The sequence below is a fragment of the Paenibacillus sp. TCA20 genome, from assembly GCF_000732325.1.
In the GTDB taxonomy this organism is placed as follows: Bacteria; Bacillota; Bacilli; order Paenibacillales; family Paenibacillaceae; genus Paenibacillus; species Paenibacillus urinalis.
Genome location: NZ_BBIW01000002.1, coordinates 444,086 through 461,319, shown reverse-complemented (window position 1 = coordinate 461,319; position 17,234 = coordinate 444,086). Strand labels below are relative to the sequence as shown.

Here is a 17,234-nt window from a genome sequence, read left to right as displayed (position 1 = left end):
TTAACTTAAGGGTATATTTGATTCAAAAGATTAGCCATTAACGAGCTTGGAGCGAAGTCTATTGGACATCCATTCGATGAGAAGGATAAAAATCACTAAGCCAATCAGAATGGAGCCGACTTGGTTCCAGCGGTAGCTATTCATCGCAAAGATGAGAGGGGCACCGATTCCTCCTGCGCCAACGAGTCCCAGGATCGAGGCTTCACGCATATTCATGTCGAAACGGTAGATTGTCACCGACATAAACAGCGAAAAGAGCTGCGGGATGATACCGTATCGGATCTTCTCAAATGTATTGCAGCCAAGAGAGGTCATCGATTCCAGTACCTGCTTGTCCAATTCTTCAATGGAGTCAACATACAATTTGGACAGCATGCCGATAGAGGTTAGTCCGATGGTCAGTACGCCTGCAAACGGTCCGGGTCCCGTTACCCCAATGAACATGAGCCCATATACAAGTGCGGGAATCGTTCGAATCATGATGAGCAGCAGCCTTGTCAGCCAAGCGATAGGCTTTGGTACGATATTGGATGCTGCTAGAAAAGAGAGCGGAACAGACAGCACGGCACCGACAAGTGTTCCCAGTATGGCGATGGCTGTCGTTTGAAGCAGCAGGTAGAGCACTCCTTGCTCGGTTAGACTGAACAGCAGTTCGAGATCGGGAGTCACAATACCTGTTAATATATTTAATGCAATCGAAATTCCTTTTTGATTCACGTCCTCGAAGCTTACAGTGTCTAGTGACCAGATGAACAGAATCAGTACAATAATGGTAACCGTCAAAATATATCGATGATTCCGAGGGGAAGCACCCAATTGCTTCTCAATGGTTGTCATAGCATGGATCTCCTCATGTTAACTTTTTTCTGAAATGTTCACTGATGGATTCGATAATATATACCGTGATAACCAGTGCAAAAACGATCATGCCAACGTTCGAATAATCACGCCAGCCCAGGTTCTCCTTGATGAGAAGACCGATCCCTCCGGCGCCTACATAACCAAGAATGGCTGCATAGCGAACATTCCCCTCGAAGCAGAACAAGGATGTAGATAGATACCGGGAGAGCACTTGTGGAAAAATAGCATAGCGAAAAGCTTCCACCCGATTCATTCCAATCGACTCCATCGCTTCGAAAGGTCCCATGTCGACGTTCTCAATTTGCTCATATAGAAGCTTACCGACATAAGATAGCGTGAATAAAATAATGGCGACGAGGCCTGCCATAGGTCCGAGTCCAAAGATAAAGGTCGCAATCAAGGCGGTGACCAGCGTCGGCAATGTTCTTAATAAGCTCATCATAATCTTGAAGATCGAAGTGATCACCTTGTTCCTCATCACGTTGGAAGAAGCGAGCAGGGCAAACGGCAGAGCGAGGATCGCTCCAATCATAGAGCCGAGCAGTGACATTTGCAGTGTCGCGAGAAGTGCTTCCAGCAGCTTCGGGAAGTAGCTCCAATTCGGAGGAACCATTTCACCTAATATTTTGAAGAAGTTTTTGATTCTCGAAAATAGCAATTGAAGATCAAAGCCGGTTAATTGAACGGATGCTGCAGTCAGAATCGCAAGAATAATAAGAATCAGCGGAAGTCGTGTTCTTTTTTGCATAACGACCTTGCCGTTATCCAGCACCATCTGTTTTGGCGGAAACAATTTATCATACATGAGTCAGTGCCACCTCCTCCGGGAGGGGAACATCCTTGAGCTTGCTGCCGTATATTTCATCCAGGGTGTCCTTAGTGACTTCAGACGGTGGACCGTCAAATACAATTTCGCCTGCTCGAACCCCGATAATACGCTCCGCATACTCGAGTGCGACCTCCACATGGTGGATGTTCATAATGACAGAGATGTTCAAGGTTTCATTGATGTTCTTAAAGTCATCCATCACAATTCGGGAGGTGACCGGGTCAAGGGAAGCGATCGGCTCGTCCGCTAGGATGATGTCAGGGTTCTGGGCAAGTGTCCGTGCAAGTGCTACCCGCTGCTGCTGTCCGCCCGACAACTGGTCTACCCGAACATAAGCTTTGTCGAGAATACCTACTTTATCTAAAGCCTCGAGTGCTTTTATTCTCTGTTCTTTGGTGAAGATTCCGGTCAGCTTGCGCCACATCGGAAGATGCGGGACAAAGGCGACAAGGACGTTGTTGATCACGCTGATTCGGTTGACTAAATTGAAGGATTGAAAAATCATGCCGATTCTCTTACGAAAATTCCGCACCTGCTTGCCTCTTAGCTTGGATACATCGACTTGATCTACAAACAGCTGTCCGTCTGTAATATCATGCATACGATTAATGCACCGAATGAGGGTCGACTTACCTGCTCCGGACAGTCCGATGACAGCAACGAATTCGCCTTGCTCGATCTTGAGGTTAATATTTTGCAGTGCAGTTGTGCCGTTCTGATAGGTCTTTTGTACATTGATAAACTCGATCATGGGTCAAACTCCATTCCTATGGTTTCTGCTGCCGAGATGAAAAAGGAGAACATCATTAGAAGCCTGATGCTCTCACTTTTTTTAAAAGCATATTATTTGGTTTGGTTCCGTTTATCTTATTGATTTTTCATGTTACGAATCAGCTCTTGTGCTTCTCTCTCACCGTCATAGTCAGAGGATTGAGCTTTTTGGTAGCCTTCGTGGCTGTATACAGCAATGACATTCTTACCTTCTTCTGTCTTCGCGATCTCGATAAATGCTTCCTGAAGAGCGGCTTTGAGATCATCGGTAATGACTTCACTGTTCTTGCTCACGCTGATCGTATCATTGTAGATTCCTTGGGTTACACCGATGACATTCGTCTCATCCCAGATCGGGCTTGTGCGGTTAAATTCACTAGTCCATTGTTCAGCGTAATCGCGTCTAGCGTCAGCAAATGCAACGATAACATCGACCTGCTCTGCAGCCAGTCGGCCAAAGGAGCTGCCGTAAGAATCGGATGTCACGACATTGGACAGATCCGTGATGCTCTTCTGGTAGTTGCTTTGCAGCCACAGCGTTGGATAAATATAACCTGCAGAAGAAGTTGTTGACATAACTGCCCAGTTAGCGTCATTCAATTCTTCCCAGGAGAGTTCTTCGCCGTTATTCACTTTCTCAGCAAGCTCTTGTCCTTTAGCAGATGGCCCTGCGATGACCAGGGAGCGATAATAGGTTGCTTGCTCACTAGTTGGTTCCGTTGGTTTGTTTTCATTCCAGTCTTTTGGAGCATCAGAGTCGTTGGACAATCCTGCACGAGTTGCGGTCAGAATGACATCAGCTCCGTCATCATACAGCGCGTAGGTTCCGCCGGGAATAAAGCCGATATCTGTCGTTCCTGCGGATAGTGCTTCACCGACAGCTTCATAGGTCGTACCTACATCGATGCTGATTTCTCCCACCTCAAAGCCTTGTGTAGACAGCTGCTCCTTCAAGAGATCCTTAAGCGGGTCCGTTGCTGTAATAATATCTTCCGGGTCTTTGGAAGGAACAAAGCTGATTTTGAGCTGATCAATGGTTTGGGTTGTGCTGGCTGCTTCGCCAGAAGTTCCTGTGTTATCCGAAGTCTGTGAAGTGGTAGGCGCCGTTGATTCTTGTGATGAAGTGCCGGCATTAGAGCCACAGCCTGCAATTAGAGCGGTAAGCAGAGTAAAAGTAGTAAGAAGCATGTTTCTTTTTTTCAATTCATAACCCCCGATAAATTTGATTATTCAAGGCAAGGCGCTTATCCCTATCTTGAAAGACAAGCTCATTGTACCTTTGGAATGTTATATATTTATAAACGTAGTGTCAGAGGGATTATAAATTTGGCTAGGTTTCCATCAATTTCTACATATTGAGTCATGATTCGTGGAGTTTTTCGAGTTAAATGTAAAATTGTCTGTCTTATAAGCCGCAAATTTCGTTTTTATACCTATGGTCGAATTTCAAAAAGAATTTACAATGATGAATGGAATATGTAGTTAGATCAACTAAATTGTAGATTTATCGTTCTCCTTCCTTGTAGTATAATTTCTTGGACAACAAGAATATTGCTGACTAGGAGATGAATGAAGTGCAGCAGTCATAATATACTGCTTTTTGTAGTCTAATTCAGTACGAAGCTTTGAAATTGAAATAAATATGGAGAGAGCACCTCGTAATGTTTCGCTTTTTCATGAGGTGGTAATACGAACATGTCAGATATTTTAATAAAATTGACATTTACCCAAGGAGGCTAGATTTTATGGAACAGCGCTCTTATGGAAAAACAGGAATGAAGGTCAGCGTACTGGGTTTTGGCGGATCAGAGATCGGAACCGGCATTTCGAAGCCTGAGGTCGATCGTCTGCTCGGAAGTGCGATTGAAGCCGGATTAAATGTGATTGATACGGCGGAATGTTACGGAGACAGTGAGGAATTGATCGGGCAGGTGCTTGGTCCCAAGAGAGAGGAAGTGTATCTGTTCACGAAGTGTGGACATGCTTCTGGATTTGATCAGCCTGATTGGGATCCGGTTATGCTGTCCAAATCGATCGATCGCAGCTTGAGAAGACTGAACACGGAATATGTGGATATGATTCATTTGCATAGCTGCTCGGAAGAAGTGCTTCGAGAGGGCTCCGTTATTGAAGTATTGAAACGGGCCAAGGAAGCAGGGAAAACAAGATTTATTGGCTACAGCGGAGATCATAAGGATGCATTGTATGCCGTTCAGACGGGCGTGTTCGACAGCCTAGAAACTTCTGTCAATATAGCGGATCAAGAGGCGATTGAGCTGACCATTCCGGAAGCCCGGAAGCGGGGAATGGGCGTGACAGCGAAACGGCCGCTGGCCAACGTTGCCTGGACTTATGATACGCTGGAAGAAACGGCATATCCATTTGTATATTGGAATCGGTTACGGGACTTGAATTACGGATTTTTAGGTGAGAGCAATGAGGAGGTTATTGCTAAGGCGCTAGGCTTTACTTTATCAGTGCCTGGTGTGGATACGGCCATTGTAGGTACCAAGAAGCCAAATCGTTGGCAGGAGAACGCGGATCTGTTACGAGAGCGGCTGCTTGCCAAGGAAGATTACGAGATCATCCGTGAGCGGTGGATAGAAGTTGCATCCGACGACTGGACGGGTAGAACTTAATATCGCTTTTAATCAAAACCTTAGGGTGAATATATCATCCTAAGGTTTTTTTATGAGAATGAATAGAAATATAATGTGATTAATTCAATATATGAAAAATTCATAATAGAAAAACATAGAGTTATCTAATTACCACTGCTCGTATTCCCCTTGAGCATGTGTTTACATGTATTGACAGATAGCAAATAAGCTGAAATGATATGTACTAACTTACTTATTTGCAGACACAGACGGAGGCAATATGAACAGTCATTTAAAACAGATTCACCCGCTCGCCTGGACCATTATCGTAGGAACGATGTTCGGGAGAATGGCCACATCAATGAGCATTCCTTTTCTGTCGATCTATCTTATTAAATCGATGGGAGCAAGTCCAGCGGAGGCAGGTATGGTTGTCGCTGTCAGCTCCCTGATCGGCGTATTTGCCAGTTTTTATGGGGGATACATATCGGATCGAATAGGACGTAAAAAAGTACTGATCTTCTCGATTTTTAGCTGGGCACTTGTATTTATCGGTTTTGCCGTGGCCAATCAGATTTGGATGTTCTTTGTTATGAACGCACTAAATGGGCTGTGCCGAGCTGTATTTGAGCCCACCTCACGAGCGATGCTGTCGGATATTACAGATCCGAAGAACAGGCTGCTAATCTTTAATTTGAGGTATGCGGCCATTAATGTCGGTGTCGTGATCGGTCCTTTACTCGGATTGCAGTTTGGAACATCACAGAGCGGAGCTCCATTCATAGCCGCTGGGTTGGTATACATCTTATATGGGCTGGTTCTTATATTCCAGTTCGGTAGAAGAAGTGATATTGACCTTGGCCGTGCTGTCACAGCACAGTCCGTATCTTTAAAAGAAGCTTTCATGGTGACTAGCCGTGATCGTACCTTTATGTATGTGCTGATTGGTTCTATATTTTGTGTCTTAGGATATGGACATTTTAGTTCGACGCTCCCGCAATATCTTGAGCTCAGCCCAAGCTTCGAAAATGGAGCAGAAATGTTTACTTACATGCTGTCCATGAATGCCGTGGTCGTGCTGATCGTGCAGTATCCGCTGGTAAGATGGTTTAAGAATTTTCCTCCCGCGGTTTCTTTAATCGTAGGTAATGCTTTTGTGGCCAGTAGTTTGCTTGTATTTGGATTGTTTGAATCCAGATGGATGCTGCTGCTTGGTGTCGTAATATTTACAATTGGAGAAGTGCTGATGTTTACACTTATGGATCTATTGGTAGACAGGATCGCGAAACCAGAGCTGCGCGGAACTTATTTCGGTATGATCGGATTTAACAATATGGGGAATGTACTCGCCCCGGTCATCGGAGGCTGGCTGTTAACCTCGCTATCTGTGGATCAACCGGTAATGATATTTATGCCTTTGGCGCTAATGACAGCGTGTGGCATTCCATTCTTGCTGCTCGCCCACTATAAGATGCGTGATCGGAAGATGGATCAGCCAGCTGATAAACAAGCTAATGTCGCTAGTTAACATGAAGTGAGCACATATGTTTAACATAAAATCACGCCAGCATAGTAACGACTCTGCTGGCGTGATTTTTAATTTACGACTTGCTTCGGAGTATCGAATGATCTGCTAAGAGCTGATCTAAGGTAATGAGATCGATGGATTCTGGTATTTGCTCAGATCGGCTGCAAACCGCGAGCGAGTAATCAGGATCGATTGCATAACTTCTAAAGGACCAAGCTTCTTCATTTCCCGCGTTAGTGCTAGAGAATGTAACCTCACCTTGATGGGTTATACCAAATTCGAAAGAATCAAGAGGAATTGAAAGTCCGGCACCTTTCGCTTTTACATAACTCTCCTTAAGAGTCCAAAGAGTGTAGAACATCTGCTTCTGCTCTAGGTCTGCCTGGTTATGCACCAGCTCCGCCTCGTTCCGAGTGAAGAATCGATCTGCAAGAGTCAGGTCTACATCATTTAACTCTTCAATATCAATGCCAACCGGATGTCGGTCAAAAGCAGCTACCACCCAGGCCCCTGAGTGAGAGATGTTGTAATGATGCGTCGGATAATGAACAAATTCAGGTTTGCCAAAGTGGTTGGTCTGCCTGTCCAGCTTGTTAGGGGGCAGCTTCCAATGCTCGACAGCGTAGCTCTGAATTAGCAGCTCTCCGCATAGAGATCTTAATTGGTCAGGGAAACGTCTGAACCTGCGAATTTTCTTTTGCTGTTCACAGGGCAGACCTCCTACGATCTCATTCAAATCAATGGGCTGCTCCATGGCGGAGTGCAGCTTGACCCCAAGAATGTCCATGGGTCTTAATGTTCACCTCCAGAAGCTAAAGGAGAAATCCACAGGTCTGTATTCTCAAGCAGGTGTGCCAGCTGCAGCATCTCATGCTCTCTTCCTTTAGCAGACATGAACTGAACACCCATAGGCAGCCCGGACTGACTAAGATGAAGGGGAAGGCTCATAGCCGGAGTACCTGTCAAATTAGCAAGCTGGGTGAACGGAGTGTAAGTTAAGCTAGGTTCAAACATATCATAGATAAGCGCTTGCTGCTTGTCCTTAGATAACTCACTTACCCTAAGCAGCTGTTCGATCTTCGCGGGCCCAGGCGTCAGTTCACCAATCTGCGGAGCCGGATAGGCATTAGTCGGTGTGATATAGAAATCATATCGGTCAAAAATAGAAGCCATTTGTGCGGCAGCAACATCCCATTCTGCGAGACTATGTACAAATTCCGCTGCGGATAATTTTCGGCCAGCCTCAAGAAGCACCCAGCCTTCAATTTCGATATCCTCTGAAGTAATGGTTCTTCCAAGTCCACGTTCCATCTTCAGTACCATGGCTGCCATCTCACCGCTGTTCATCATATAATAGTTCTCCATGAGATGAACGCCGTTTACCGGACTTTGTTTTTCTTCAATAATATGTCCTTCAGATTCCAGGTATTTCACGACCTTGCGCACGGCCTCCTTGGCATCCTCACTGACAGGTGTGCCTACTGGAGAATCCAATGTATAGGCAATTCGATATTTCCGTTCAAGCGTTAAATACATATCTTCCACGTATCTTCCCGGGTACAGCGGTACTTGGAATGCAGCCTCGTTCTGAAGCACTTGCAGTACATCGAGCAGTGCCGCACTATCCCTCACCGTTCTCGACAGGGCAAAATCAATGGATGCGCCCTGCCACTGCCGGCCAACCCCGGGTCCTACAGGAGTACGTCCACGGGTAGGCTTTAATCCGAACAGCCCGCTGAACGAAGCGGGGATGCGAATTGACCCTCCGCCGTCACTTGCTCCGGCGATGGGTACCATGCCGGAAGCAACGGCTGATGCCGATCCTCCACTGGAGCCGCCTGGAGAGTGGTCTGTATTCCATGGGTTTCTTGAAGGGCCGTGCAGCTTAGGCTCGGTAATATTCTTAAGTCCAAATTCCGGGGTGTTGGTGTGTCCAATCGGAATAAAACCGGCTCTCCGAAGCTTGGCTACATAATGAGAATCGTAGAGTGGCTTGTGTTCAGCAAATAATTTAGAACCTGATGTCAGAGGCTCACCAGCAATTGCTTGTGAAATGTCTTTTAGCAATATGGGGACACCTGCAAAAGGCTGGGCGAGTGTATTCACCTCACCTGCTTCCTGCAGTGCTGCTTCGTAGCGAGTACGGACCACGGCATTCAGCTCAGGATTCAATTGATCGATTTGTTCCATGGCAGCAGTTACAAGCTCTACTGGAGAAATTTGTTTATCTCTTATCAGCTGTGCGAGCCCTACCGCGTCATATGATGTATAAGGAAAAGAAGTCATAGGCTAATTGATCATCCCTTTCTAATCGTTCTCTCTATCATAACGCATAAATCTGTCAGGTTGCCATGTGCAGTTGGAGGGAAGATGGAGGAGAAAGTAAAAATTTATTTATATATAAAAAATCGCCGTCCAAATGGACAGCGACTTCGCTATAACTCTTCAAGTCTAGAAGATATAGAGATCAAAATCCAGCTCAGCCTCATCTTAATCCTTTCATCTCATGTCGTGCGCGAGACCAGCTGCTGGCTGCTCTGTTGCTGCTGACGAGCAAATATAAACAATGTCGTCCAGATCAGCACAAAACCAATGAGCTGAGCAGGAGTAACCAACTGTCCAAAAGCGATCCAGTTTACGAGCACACCCATCATCGGGAAGCTAAGCTCGGCAAGGGTAGCCATCGATGCTTTGGTCGAAGATAAGCCTTTATAATATAGCAGCAGACTCAGCAGGCCAGGAAGCAAAGCCTGTGCCAGCAAGTTAACTCCGATGCTCGCAAGATCCGCTCCTGCCTGTGGAAGATTCATCGATGCTCCTTCCATCCAGGTCATAATAAGGAGTAAAGGCAGCGCGAGTACATATCGAAGAGAGGTTACTGTCTTGTATTGCGCTTGCCCGAGAAGCAGGCGTCCCATCACCGTAGATCCACCCCATAGAGCTGCGGCGAGTAAGGATAATAGGCTTCCTATTTTAATCCATTCGCTGTTTGTTCCAAAAGGAATGGTGAATCCGAAGGTAAGCAAATACGTTCCCACAATAGCGATAATGAAGAAGAAGACGAAACGTTTGGGCAGCGTCTCCTTGAGAATCAGCCTTGCGAGCAGGATGGCAAAGATCGGCTGCATTTTTTGCAGCAGCACAACCGCATTCAGATCACCACTGGACAAGGCTATTGTAAAAATAACGGTAGCTAGTGCAGATCCTCCCCAGGATATGACAAGCAGAGCGAATACATGCTTCAGACGCAGGTTTTTCAGCTCAGATCGGTTAATCCATAGAATCGGTACAGCAACCAGACAGACAAGGAGATGCTCAATCAGGACGACTTGCGTCGAGGTCATGTAGTCCAGCAGATGAATCCGGAACAGAGGACCGATACCCCATAGTGCTGCTCCGAGTGCGACGAGCCAGAAGCCGGTTGAGCCGGCTGCAGGTAATGCTTTTTTGTTCGTGTGTTCCATATTCCAAACTCCTTCGTAAGTGAGAATTTGAATATGGTATCTTCAGATAGTAAAAAACCCATGTGAATACGCACATGTAACCATGCACAATCAACAGGGGTGATCAAATAAACATGCGTCTTCATATAACAACCGCATGTAATCGATGATCTTCTCTCATCCGGACTGTAACCGTCGGCCTTGGAATTGCACCAAGTCAGTCGCGTGCGCAAGGAATGCTTGAGCAGCGAGTCGCGGGCTTCGTTCTTTATTGCAAGAACGTCACCGCCGATTGGGAATTTCACCCTACCCCGAAGATCCATTATTCATTTATTAAGATAGTATAAAATAGTAAGTAGATGATTAGTTGTAACCTACTCCAACATAATAATATAGAAAGCGCTATCGTAGCAATACTTATTTTTGGCCGGTTGATCAATTTATAATAAAAATTCAAGTTCAGGGCAATCTGTTACCAAAGCTTAAGCCAAATGATTCTAATTCAAGGATTAAAGTTGACAAGCTGTGCTAACTTTCGCATAATAATTGTTTGTGCTTAAATGCACTAAAGCGTTGCAACATTCATCTAGGAGTGACATTATGGATTTATTTCGCAAGAAGCATTTTGACCTGAACAAGGGTACAGGCCTTAAGAAGACACTTGGGGCGCTGGATCTGATATCACTTGGGGTCGGTGCTATTATTGGTACCGGTATTTTCGTTATTACCGGACAAGCCGCTGCAGAGCATGCAGGGCCCGCACTAATGATCTCCTTCGTTATTGCCGCCATCGCTTGTATTCTGGCAGCGTTGTGTTACTCAGAACTGGCTTCCACAGTTACTGTATCGGGTAGTGCCTATGCTTACAGCTATGCCGCATTCGGTGAAGTGGTCGGTTGGTTAATGGGCTGGACACTGGTACTAGAGTATGGTGTTGCTGCGGCATCGGTAGCAAGCGGATGGTCAGCCTATGTTCAAGGGCTGCTGGAAGGCTTCGGCATGCATCTTCCCACCGCTATATCCGGTGCTTTTAATTTGTCGCAGGGACAAATCATAGATTTGCCGGCCGTTCTCATTATTTTGGCGATATGCTTATTACTCACCCAGGGAGCGAGAGAAACGGCAAGATTTAATGCAATTATGGTTATTGTCAAAATAGCAGTTATCATCATATTCATTCTGGTTGGTGCATTTTATGTGAAACCTGACAATTGGACTCCCTTCATGCCATTTGGTTTTACAGGAGTAATGAGTGGTGCGGCCGTTGTGTTTTTCGCCTATATTGGATTCGATGCGGTGGCTACAGCGGCAGAAGAAGTCAAAAACCCGCAGCGTAATCTTCCTATAGGAATTATTGGATCACTTATTGTATGTATGATTATGTATTCACTTGTCGCTGTCGTCCTGACCGGGATGGTTCCTTTTACCAATCTTGGAGTTGCGGACCCTGTCGCTTTCGCATTACGTTTTGTTGGACAAGACTTTGTAGCAGGACTTATTTCAGTGGGAGCCATAGTGGGTATTACGACGGTGCTGCTTGTTCTATTGTTTAGTCAGACCCGGCTCTTGTTTGCGATCTCTCGGGATGGGCTGCTGCCTAAGTTCTTATCTAAAGTGGATGAGAAGAAACAGACCCCTGTTCGCAGTACATGGATGGTAGGCATTATTATCGCACTCCTGTGCGGATTGCTGCCGCTGGATCAGCTTGCCAGCCTGACCATCATTGGAACCCTGTTTGCATTTGCTGTCGTATCGCTTGGTGTTATTGGTCTGCGCAAGTCCAGGCCAGATCTCAAACGAGGATTTTCTGTACCTTGGGTGCCGTTTCTTCCACTGCTGAGCGCTGCATTCTGTGTACTGCTGATGCTTCAGCTGGACGGATCAACCTGGGGTGGATTTGCCGTATGGATTCTCGTCGGTCTATGTATTTATTTCTTTTATGGATACCGGAACAGCGAGCTTGGAGACAAGCAATCTAAGAAATAATAACATGAATAAAGTACAAACAATTTCGCCCTTCTGGCAGATGCCAGGAGGGCGAAATGTATTACAGAATAAAGAGGAACAAGTAACAGTTTTGACTCTCATTCAAAATAAAGTATGCTATAATGTCTAACTTAGAGGACAGCCTTAACAGGCACAAAGAGGTGGAATAGCATGCGAGAAATGACAAAGCGGGCTCTAGTATGTATACTTATGCTCACACTGGCGCTGACAGCTTGCACATCTTCGGAACCCGAGGAGGCTCAGCCAGTAGTCGTAAAGGAAGAGCAGCTGGAAGATGGGCAGACAATTACGCTTATTGAACCTAGTAATTACGAAGTCGATGAAATGAACAAATATCAAATTCAGACACGATTAACGGACTTTCAATTAATTCATGGTTATGGCGGTCTGGCTTGGGGAGTAACGAGAAGCGAGCTGCGTTTATATTATACCCGTGACAATGGGGAGACCTGGACGAATATTTCTCCTTCATCTAATGTGAAGTTTGCGACGAATCCGGTTTACGGAGAGGATATTTTTTTCCTGGATGGCATGAATGGCTGGATTGTTCGTTCCGGAACAGATGGAACTGACAATGTGGTACTGCGAACGAATGACGGCGGGGAGAGCTGGATGATTTCTTCATTGGAGGAGACTCAGAAGGTTACTGCACTACATTTTGCTTCAGCCAAGGAAGGCTACTTAATGACAAGTGACAATGCTGGTACGGGCAAAGAGGAGAAGAAAATATTCTCGACGCTTGACGGGGGAATGAATTGGTCTGAAGTGATGACAAGCTCTCCACTTCAGCAGACGGATCATGCTATACCGCTGCGCGGATATGTTGAAGGCATGCAGTTCACGGGCGGAGAGCAAGGAGTCGTATCCGTGCTTGAGCTTGGCGCTCCTAAGATTTATGTAACCAAGAATGCAGGGAAAGCCTGGTCTATTAACGAGCCGTTTTTCAACAGATCATCAGCATTGTATGAGTCTTGCTCTTCTTATTCTCTTGGCGAGATAGAGAGCTTAAGTGTAGATCATCAGCAAATGTATCTTCCCTTAGGCTGTGCGGAAGGCAGCGGTGTTCAGTACAGCGGTCTGTTTACGACAGATGGAGGCTCTATTTGGGAGCATGTCCAGTTTAATCTGCCTTCTCAGCGTGGTGTGAACAAGGATTTGTATCCTACTTTTGTCAGTGAGTCTGAAGGCTGGGCACTGCAGGGGTCTTATGTCTATCATACGATAGATCAAGGGGAGACTTGGGACAGACTGCCTGTAAGTCAAGTTTTGGCAGAGAAGCTTGTAGATTATCCTGAGGTTGTCAAGCTGCAGTTCGTTAGCCCCAAAGTAGGGTGGGTACTGCTTGAGAATGCCAGTGAGAAAAAATCAATATTAATGCAGACGATGGATGGCGGGACCAGCTGGAGCGTCCTTTAAAATTAATCCCATGAAGTATTTCTTCCGCGAACTGACAAGTTGACCGCACTACGGCATATACATAAACAAGTAGTCGGTTATTTACAGACAAGAATCAGAGGACGGGAGGAGACGGCATGGGATTTGAATCTTTCTGGATGTTTGATTTTTTCGGAACGGTATTCCCGGCGGTATTTGTCGTGATTCTCGGTATTGTCGCATTGACCCTGGGAAAAGAGCTCCTTACTTGGGGACGGAACAATAAGCAGCCGGTATTGACTGTCCCTTCAAGAATTACAGGAAGAAGAATTCAGGTATCACAGCAGAGTCAAAGCGAGGGGCAGAATACGCGGACGCTCTATTTTATTACGTTTGAAGTGGACAGCGGAGATCGGATTGAGTTCAAGGTCGGCGGAGATGAGTATGGTTTATGCGCTGAGGGCGATGAAGGCCAGCTTACTTTTCAGGGGACCAGATATCTTGGGTTCAAGCGTTATAACAGAGTATATACCGAACGTGTTCGAGGTTAGCATGTCATTGATCAGCCGTCCCAATGGGGCGGCTTTTTGTTTTTAATCCTTGTTGAATCTGAACCGTTTCAATTGAGATATACTCGATTAATTATTCTTTATTAGGGGCATGATTTCTATTTCATTAGGTTATTGATTCGGATTTATGCCAGAACCTAAATTTGTGTAATATATAGTTATCAGAAAATTATAGCTGGTTCCAATCTCTAGTCATAAGGAGAGGTATAATGAAATTCAAAGATGATGTTGTTATCGTGACAGGCGCAGCGCAAGGTATTGGTAAAGTTGTAGCTGAAGCATACGCTGAGCAGGGAGCGAAGGTGGTCCTTACCGATCAAAATGAAGAAAAAGGGGCCGCGGCAGCCGCAGCCATTCGTCAAAAAGGTGAAACTGCCATATTTGTTGCCTGCGATGTTAGGTCTGAAGAAGCAATTGTACATTTAATGAATACAGCCATGCGGGAATATGGGAAGATCGATATCCTCATTAACAACGCAGGTTATGGCATCTGGAAGTCTCCGCTTGAATTGTCCCTGAATGAATGGGATGACGTCATGAATACCAATGCTCGCAGCTGTTTTTTAACGACAAGAGAAGCGGCTAAATATATGGGGAATAATAAACAGGGCGGCGCTGTAGTCAATATGGCCTCCACGAGAGCGACGATGTCCGAGCCGAACTCTGAAGCCTATGCGGCTTCCAAAGGAGCCATTGTTGCACTTACTCATGCGATGGCTGTATCACTGGCAGATAAACGGATTCGGGTCAATAGTATTAGTCCGGGATGGATTGAAACAGGAGACTACAGTGAACTTAGAGAAATAGATCATGTCCAGCATCCGTCGCAAAGAGTTGGCAAGCCAGAGGATATTGCAAGAGCCTGTTTATTTTTGACGGCACCTGACAACGATTTTGTAACTGGAGAGAACCTGGTCATTGATGGCGGTATGACAAGAAAAATGATATATGAGCCCTAATCCTGGGACTGTAATCGAATAATCAGGCTAAAGACCGAATATAGAAGAATGAGCCCAAGTTGAGCACCAGGGCTCATTCTTTTACTTTTATCCACTGCTATAATAGCGTTGGTTCAAAAAAGAGAGGAGAATTGGAGGGAGGATATGATACGCAATCAATCCCGCGGTTTATTATGGGTTGTCTTATTCATAAGTGTTATATTTATGACTGCTTTTGAATCGAGTCATTCATCTACGCGGGCAACATGGTTATGGCAGGCAGAGACCATCGCAGATGGCGGCCAAGATGTACTGGAATACGCCGACAATCAAAATATTGATCATATTTACTTAAGAATTGATATGAATCAGCCAGAGGAAATGTATCAGACCTTTGTGCGAAATGCGCAGGAGCGGGGGATCAAGGTTGATGCACTCGCAGGCCATCCTTACTGGGCGACAGAAGGTGGGAGAGAACGGCTGCTTCAATTTGCTAACTGGGTTGTTGATTACAATGCTGAATCTGAGGAATCGGAACAGTTTGCAGGAATTCATCTGGATATTGAACCCTATGTTCTGAATGATTGGAGCGAGGACAGCGAGTCTATCATTCAATCCTATTTAACCAATCTTGAGCTGTTTTTAGACGTTGCGAATCAGGATGCTTCTCTAATCAGTGCCATTGACCTGCCTTTTTGGTATGACCAATATGAAGTGCCTGAGACCGATACGCCGCTAATCCAATGGTTCATGAATAGGTTTGATCAAATCACTTTAATGGCTTACCGTGATAAAGCAACCGGCGATGACAGCATTTCTCATGTAATTGAGCAAGAAATGGAATGGTCGGAAGCTTATGACGCAAAGGTTGTTATCGCTGTAAACACAAAACCGATGCCAGGTGAAGAGTACACCTCATTTGCAGGTAAATCAGCAGAAGAAATGGAAGCTGTACTTAACGAGGTGTCATTATCACTGCAGGAATACCGCAATTTTGCCGGCGTAGCAGTGCATGATTATGTGTATTGGTCTAACCTCAGCGAAAACGGTACAGATCCAGAGCCAACACCGGATCCAGAACCAACACCGGATTCAGAACCAACACCGGATCCAGAACCAACACCGGATCCAGAACCAACACCGGATCCAGAGCCAACACCGGATCCAGAGCCAACACCGGATCCAGAACCAACACCGGATCCAGAACCAACACCAGATCCAGAACCAACACCGGATCCAGAGCCAACACCGGATCCAGAGCCAACACCGGATCCAGAGCCAACACCGGATCCAGAGCCAACACCGGATCCAGAACCAACACCGGATCCAGAGCCAACACCGGATCCAGAGCCAACGCCGGATCCAGAACCGGGCTCTATCCGGGGGACGTACATTTGGCAAGCAGAGCAAGTGATTCATGACAGTGAACGCGTGCTCGAATTTGTAGAAGAGAAAAATATAAATTATTTGTATGTAAGACTTGATTTGGAGCAGCCGTTTGAGCTGTATCGAAATTTTGTCAGTCAGGCAGCAGCCATGGGGATCGAGGTTCATGCCATGGGAGGCCATCCGATATGGGGGCTTGAAGAGAACCGACCCCGTATTACCCGGTTAATCAATTATGTTAAGGAATATAATCAGCATGCTTCGGAGCAGGAGAAATTCCATGGTATCCATGTTGATGTAGAGCCGTATACAAATGAGGCCTGGCATATTGACCGTGACCGTGTACTTACAGAATGGGCCGCAAATATGGAATACTTTGCACGAGAGACCAAAAAAAATTCTGATCTGGAGACGAGTGCCGATCTCGCTGTATGGCTTGACGCATATGAGCTTCCAGGCAAGAATATAACGGTTAGTGAATGGATGATTCAGACACTTGATCATGTTTCATTAATGGCCTTCCGTGATACCGCAGAGGGATCAAACGGAATAGCAGCGGTTGTAGCCCAAGAAATGGAGATTGCAGACCGTTTAGGTAAGCCGCTTCTCGTCTCTGTTGAGATGAAACAAAGCCATGAGGGCGATCATATTACCTTCTATGAAGAAGGAGAAGCTTACATGGAAGAAGAGCTTGCTAAATTACCGGATTTGCTTGCTAACTATGAAGCTTACCAAGGATATGTTGTCCATTCTTACGATTATTGGATTACTGCTAATCCTTAATTAAAAATGTTGAACAGCATGTCAGATATTACAGAGCTGCCCTAATGAGGGCGGCTTTTTTTTCGTCTATAGACGATTATACATATTCAGGATACATAAAAAGAGACAAATCTGTTACAGCAGCAAATTCGATGTACTGCATTCT

At 45.6% G+C, this 17,234-nt stretch carries 14 protein-coding genes and 1 riboswitch; of the genes, 7 read left to right on the top strand and 7 right to left on the bottom strand.

Going from position 1 to position 17,234, the window contains the following annotated elements:
- Positions 1 to 30: 30 nt before the first annotated feature.
- The 4 genes from phnE (TCA2_RS05720) to TCA2_RS05705 form a co-directional block, all read right to left on the bottom strand.
- Entirely contained in the window at positions 31 to 837 is an 807-nt protein-coding gene (gene phnE / locus TCA2_RS05720; protein WP_047910588.1) for a phosphonate ABC transporter, permease protein PhnE, read from the bottom strand.
- A gap of 13 nt (positions 838 to 850) precedes the next feature.
- Positions 851 to 1,666: a phosphonate ABC transporter, permease protein PhnE gene (gene phnE, locus TCA2_RS05715; RefSeq protein ID WP_047910587.1), complete on the bottom strand. Its 816-nt coding sequence runs from the start codon at positions 1,664 to 1,666 to the stop codon at positions 851 to 853.
- On the bottom strand, positions 1,659 to 2,441 hold the full coding sequence (gene phnC, locus TCA2_RS05710) for a phosphonate ABC transporter ATP-binding protein (RefSeq protein WP_047910586.1): 783 nt from the start codon (positions 2,439 to 2,441) through the stop codon (positions 1,659 to 1,661). The genes phnE (TCA2_RS05715) and phnC overlap by 8 nt, the downstream gene beginning before the upstream one ends.
- Before the next feature lie 116 nt (positions 2,442 to 2,557).
- The gene (locus tag TCA2_RS05705) at positions 2,558 to 3,664 is read right to left on the bottom strand and encodes a phosphate/phosphite/phosphonate ABC transporter substrate-binding protein (RefSeq protein ID WP_238546300.1); all 1,107 of its coding nucleotides are present in this window, start codon (positions 3,662 to 3,664) and stop codon (positions 2,558 to 2,560) included.
- Between the two features lie 542 nt (positions 3,665 to 4,206).
- Here TCA2_RS05705 and TCA2_RS05700 point away from each other — a divergent pair.
- Both TCA2_RS05700 and TCA2_RS05695 read left to right on the top strand, forming a co-directional pair.
- Positions 4,207 to 5,100: an aldo/keto reductase gene (locus TCA2_RS05700; RefSeq protein ID WP_047910585.1), complete on the top strand. Its 894-nt coding sequence runs from the start codon at positions 4,207 to 4,209 to the stop codon at positions 5,098 to 5,100.
- Between the two features lie 241 nt (positions 5,101 to 5,341).
- Complete coding sequence (locus tag TCA2_RS05695; RefSeq protein WP_047910584.1) at positions 5,342 to 6,589, top strand: MFS transporter; 1,248 nt, start codon at positions 5,342 to 5,344, stop codon at positions 6,587 to 6,589.
- 73 nt (positions 6,590 to 6,662) lie between these two features.
- Here the strand turns inward: TCA2_RS05695 and TCA2_RS05690 are convergent, their stop codons facing one another.
- The 3 genes from TCA2_RS05690 to TCA2_RS05680 form a co-directional block, all read right to left on the bottom strand.
- Complete coding sequence (locus tag TCA2_RS05690; protein ID WP_047910583.1) at positions 6,663 to 7,376, bottom strand: 4'-phosphopantetheinyl transferase superfamily protein; 714 nt, start codon at positions 7,374 to 7,376, stop codon at positions 6,663 to 6,665.
- 5 nt (positions 7,377 to 7,381) lie between these two features.
- Positions 7,382 to 8,875, bottom strand: coding sequence for an amidase (locus TCA2_RS05685; protein WP_047910582.1), 1,494 nt, complete (start codon positions 8,873 to 8,875; stop codon positions 7,382 to 7,384).
- 218 nt (positions 8,876 to 9,093) lie between these two features.
- Entirely contained in the window at positions 9,094 to 10,053 is a 960-nt protein-coding gene (locus TCA2_RS05680; RefSeq protein WP_047910581.1) for a DMT family transporter, read from the bottom strand.
- A gap of 144 nt (positions 10,054 to 10,197) precedes the next feature.
- Positions 10,198 to 10,355: riboswitch (FMN riboswitch) on the bottom strand.
- 277 nt (positions 10,356 to 10,632) lie between these two features.
- On the opposite strand from TCA2_RS05680, the gene TCA2_RS05675 reads away from it, so the two are divergent.
- From TCA2_RS05675 to TCA2_RS27120, 5 genes are all read left to right on the top strand, one after another.
- Complete coding sequence (locus TCA2_RS05675) at positions 10,633 to 12,018, top strand: amino acid permease (protein ID WP_047910580.1); 1,386 nt, start codon at positions 10,633 to 10,635, stop codon at positions 12,016 to 12,018.
- Positions 12,019 to 12,189: 171 nt separating this feature from the next.
- Positions 12,190 to 13,455, top strand: coding sequence for a hypothetical protein (locus TCA2_RS05670; RefSeq protein WP_047910579.1), 1,266 nt, complete (start codon positions 12,190 to 12,192; stop codon positions 13,453 to 13,455).
- Positions 13,456 to 13,571: 116 nt separating this feature from the next.
- Complete coding sequence (locus TCA2_RS05665) at positions 13,572 to 13,964, top strand: DUF2500 domain-containing protein (RefSeq protein WP_047910578.1); 393 nt, start codon at positions 13,572 to 13,574, stop codon at positions 13,962 to 13,964.
- Positions 13,965 to 14,191: 227 nt separating this feature from the next.
- A complete protein-coding gene (locus TCA2_RS05660) occupies positions 14,192 to 14,941 on the top strand; it encodes an SDR family NAD(P)-dependent oxidoreductase (protein ID WP_047910577.1) in 750 nt (249 codons plus the stop codon).
- Between the two features lie 144 nt (positions 14,942 to 15,085).
- On the top strand, positions 15,086 to 17,089 hold the full coding sequence (locus tag TCA2_RS27120) for a hypothetical protein (protein WP_047910576.1): 2,004 nt from the start codon (positions 15,086 to 15,088) through the stop codon (positions 17,087 to 17,089).
- The last annotated feature ends 145 nt before the right edge of the window (positions 17,090 to 17,234 follow it).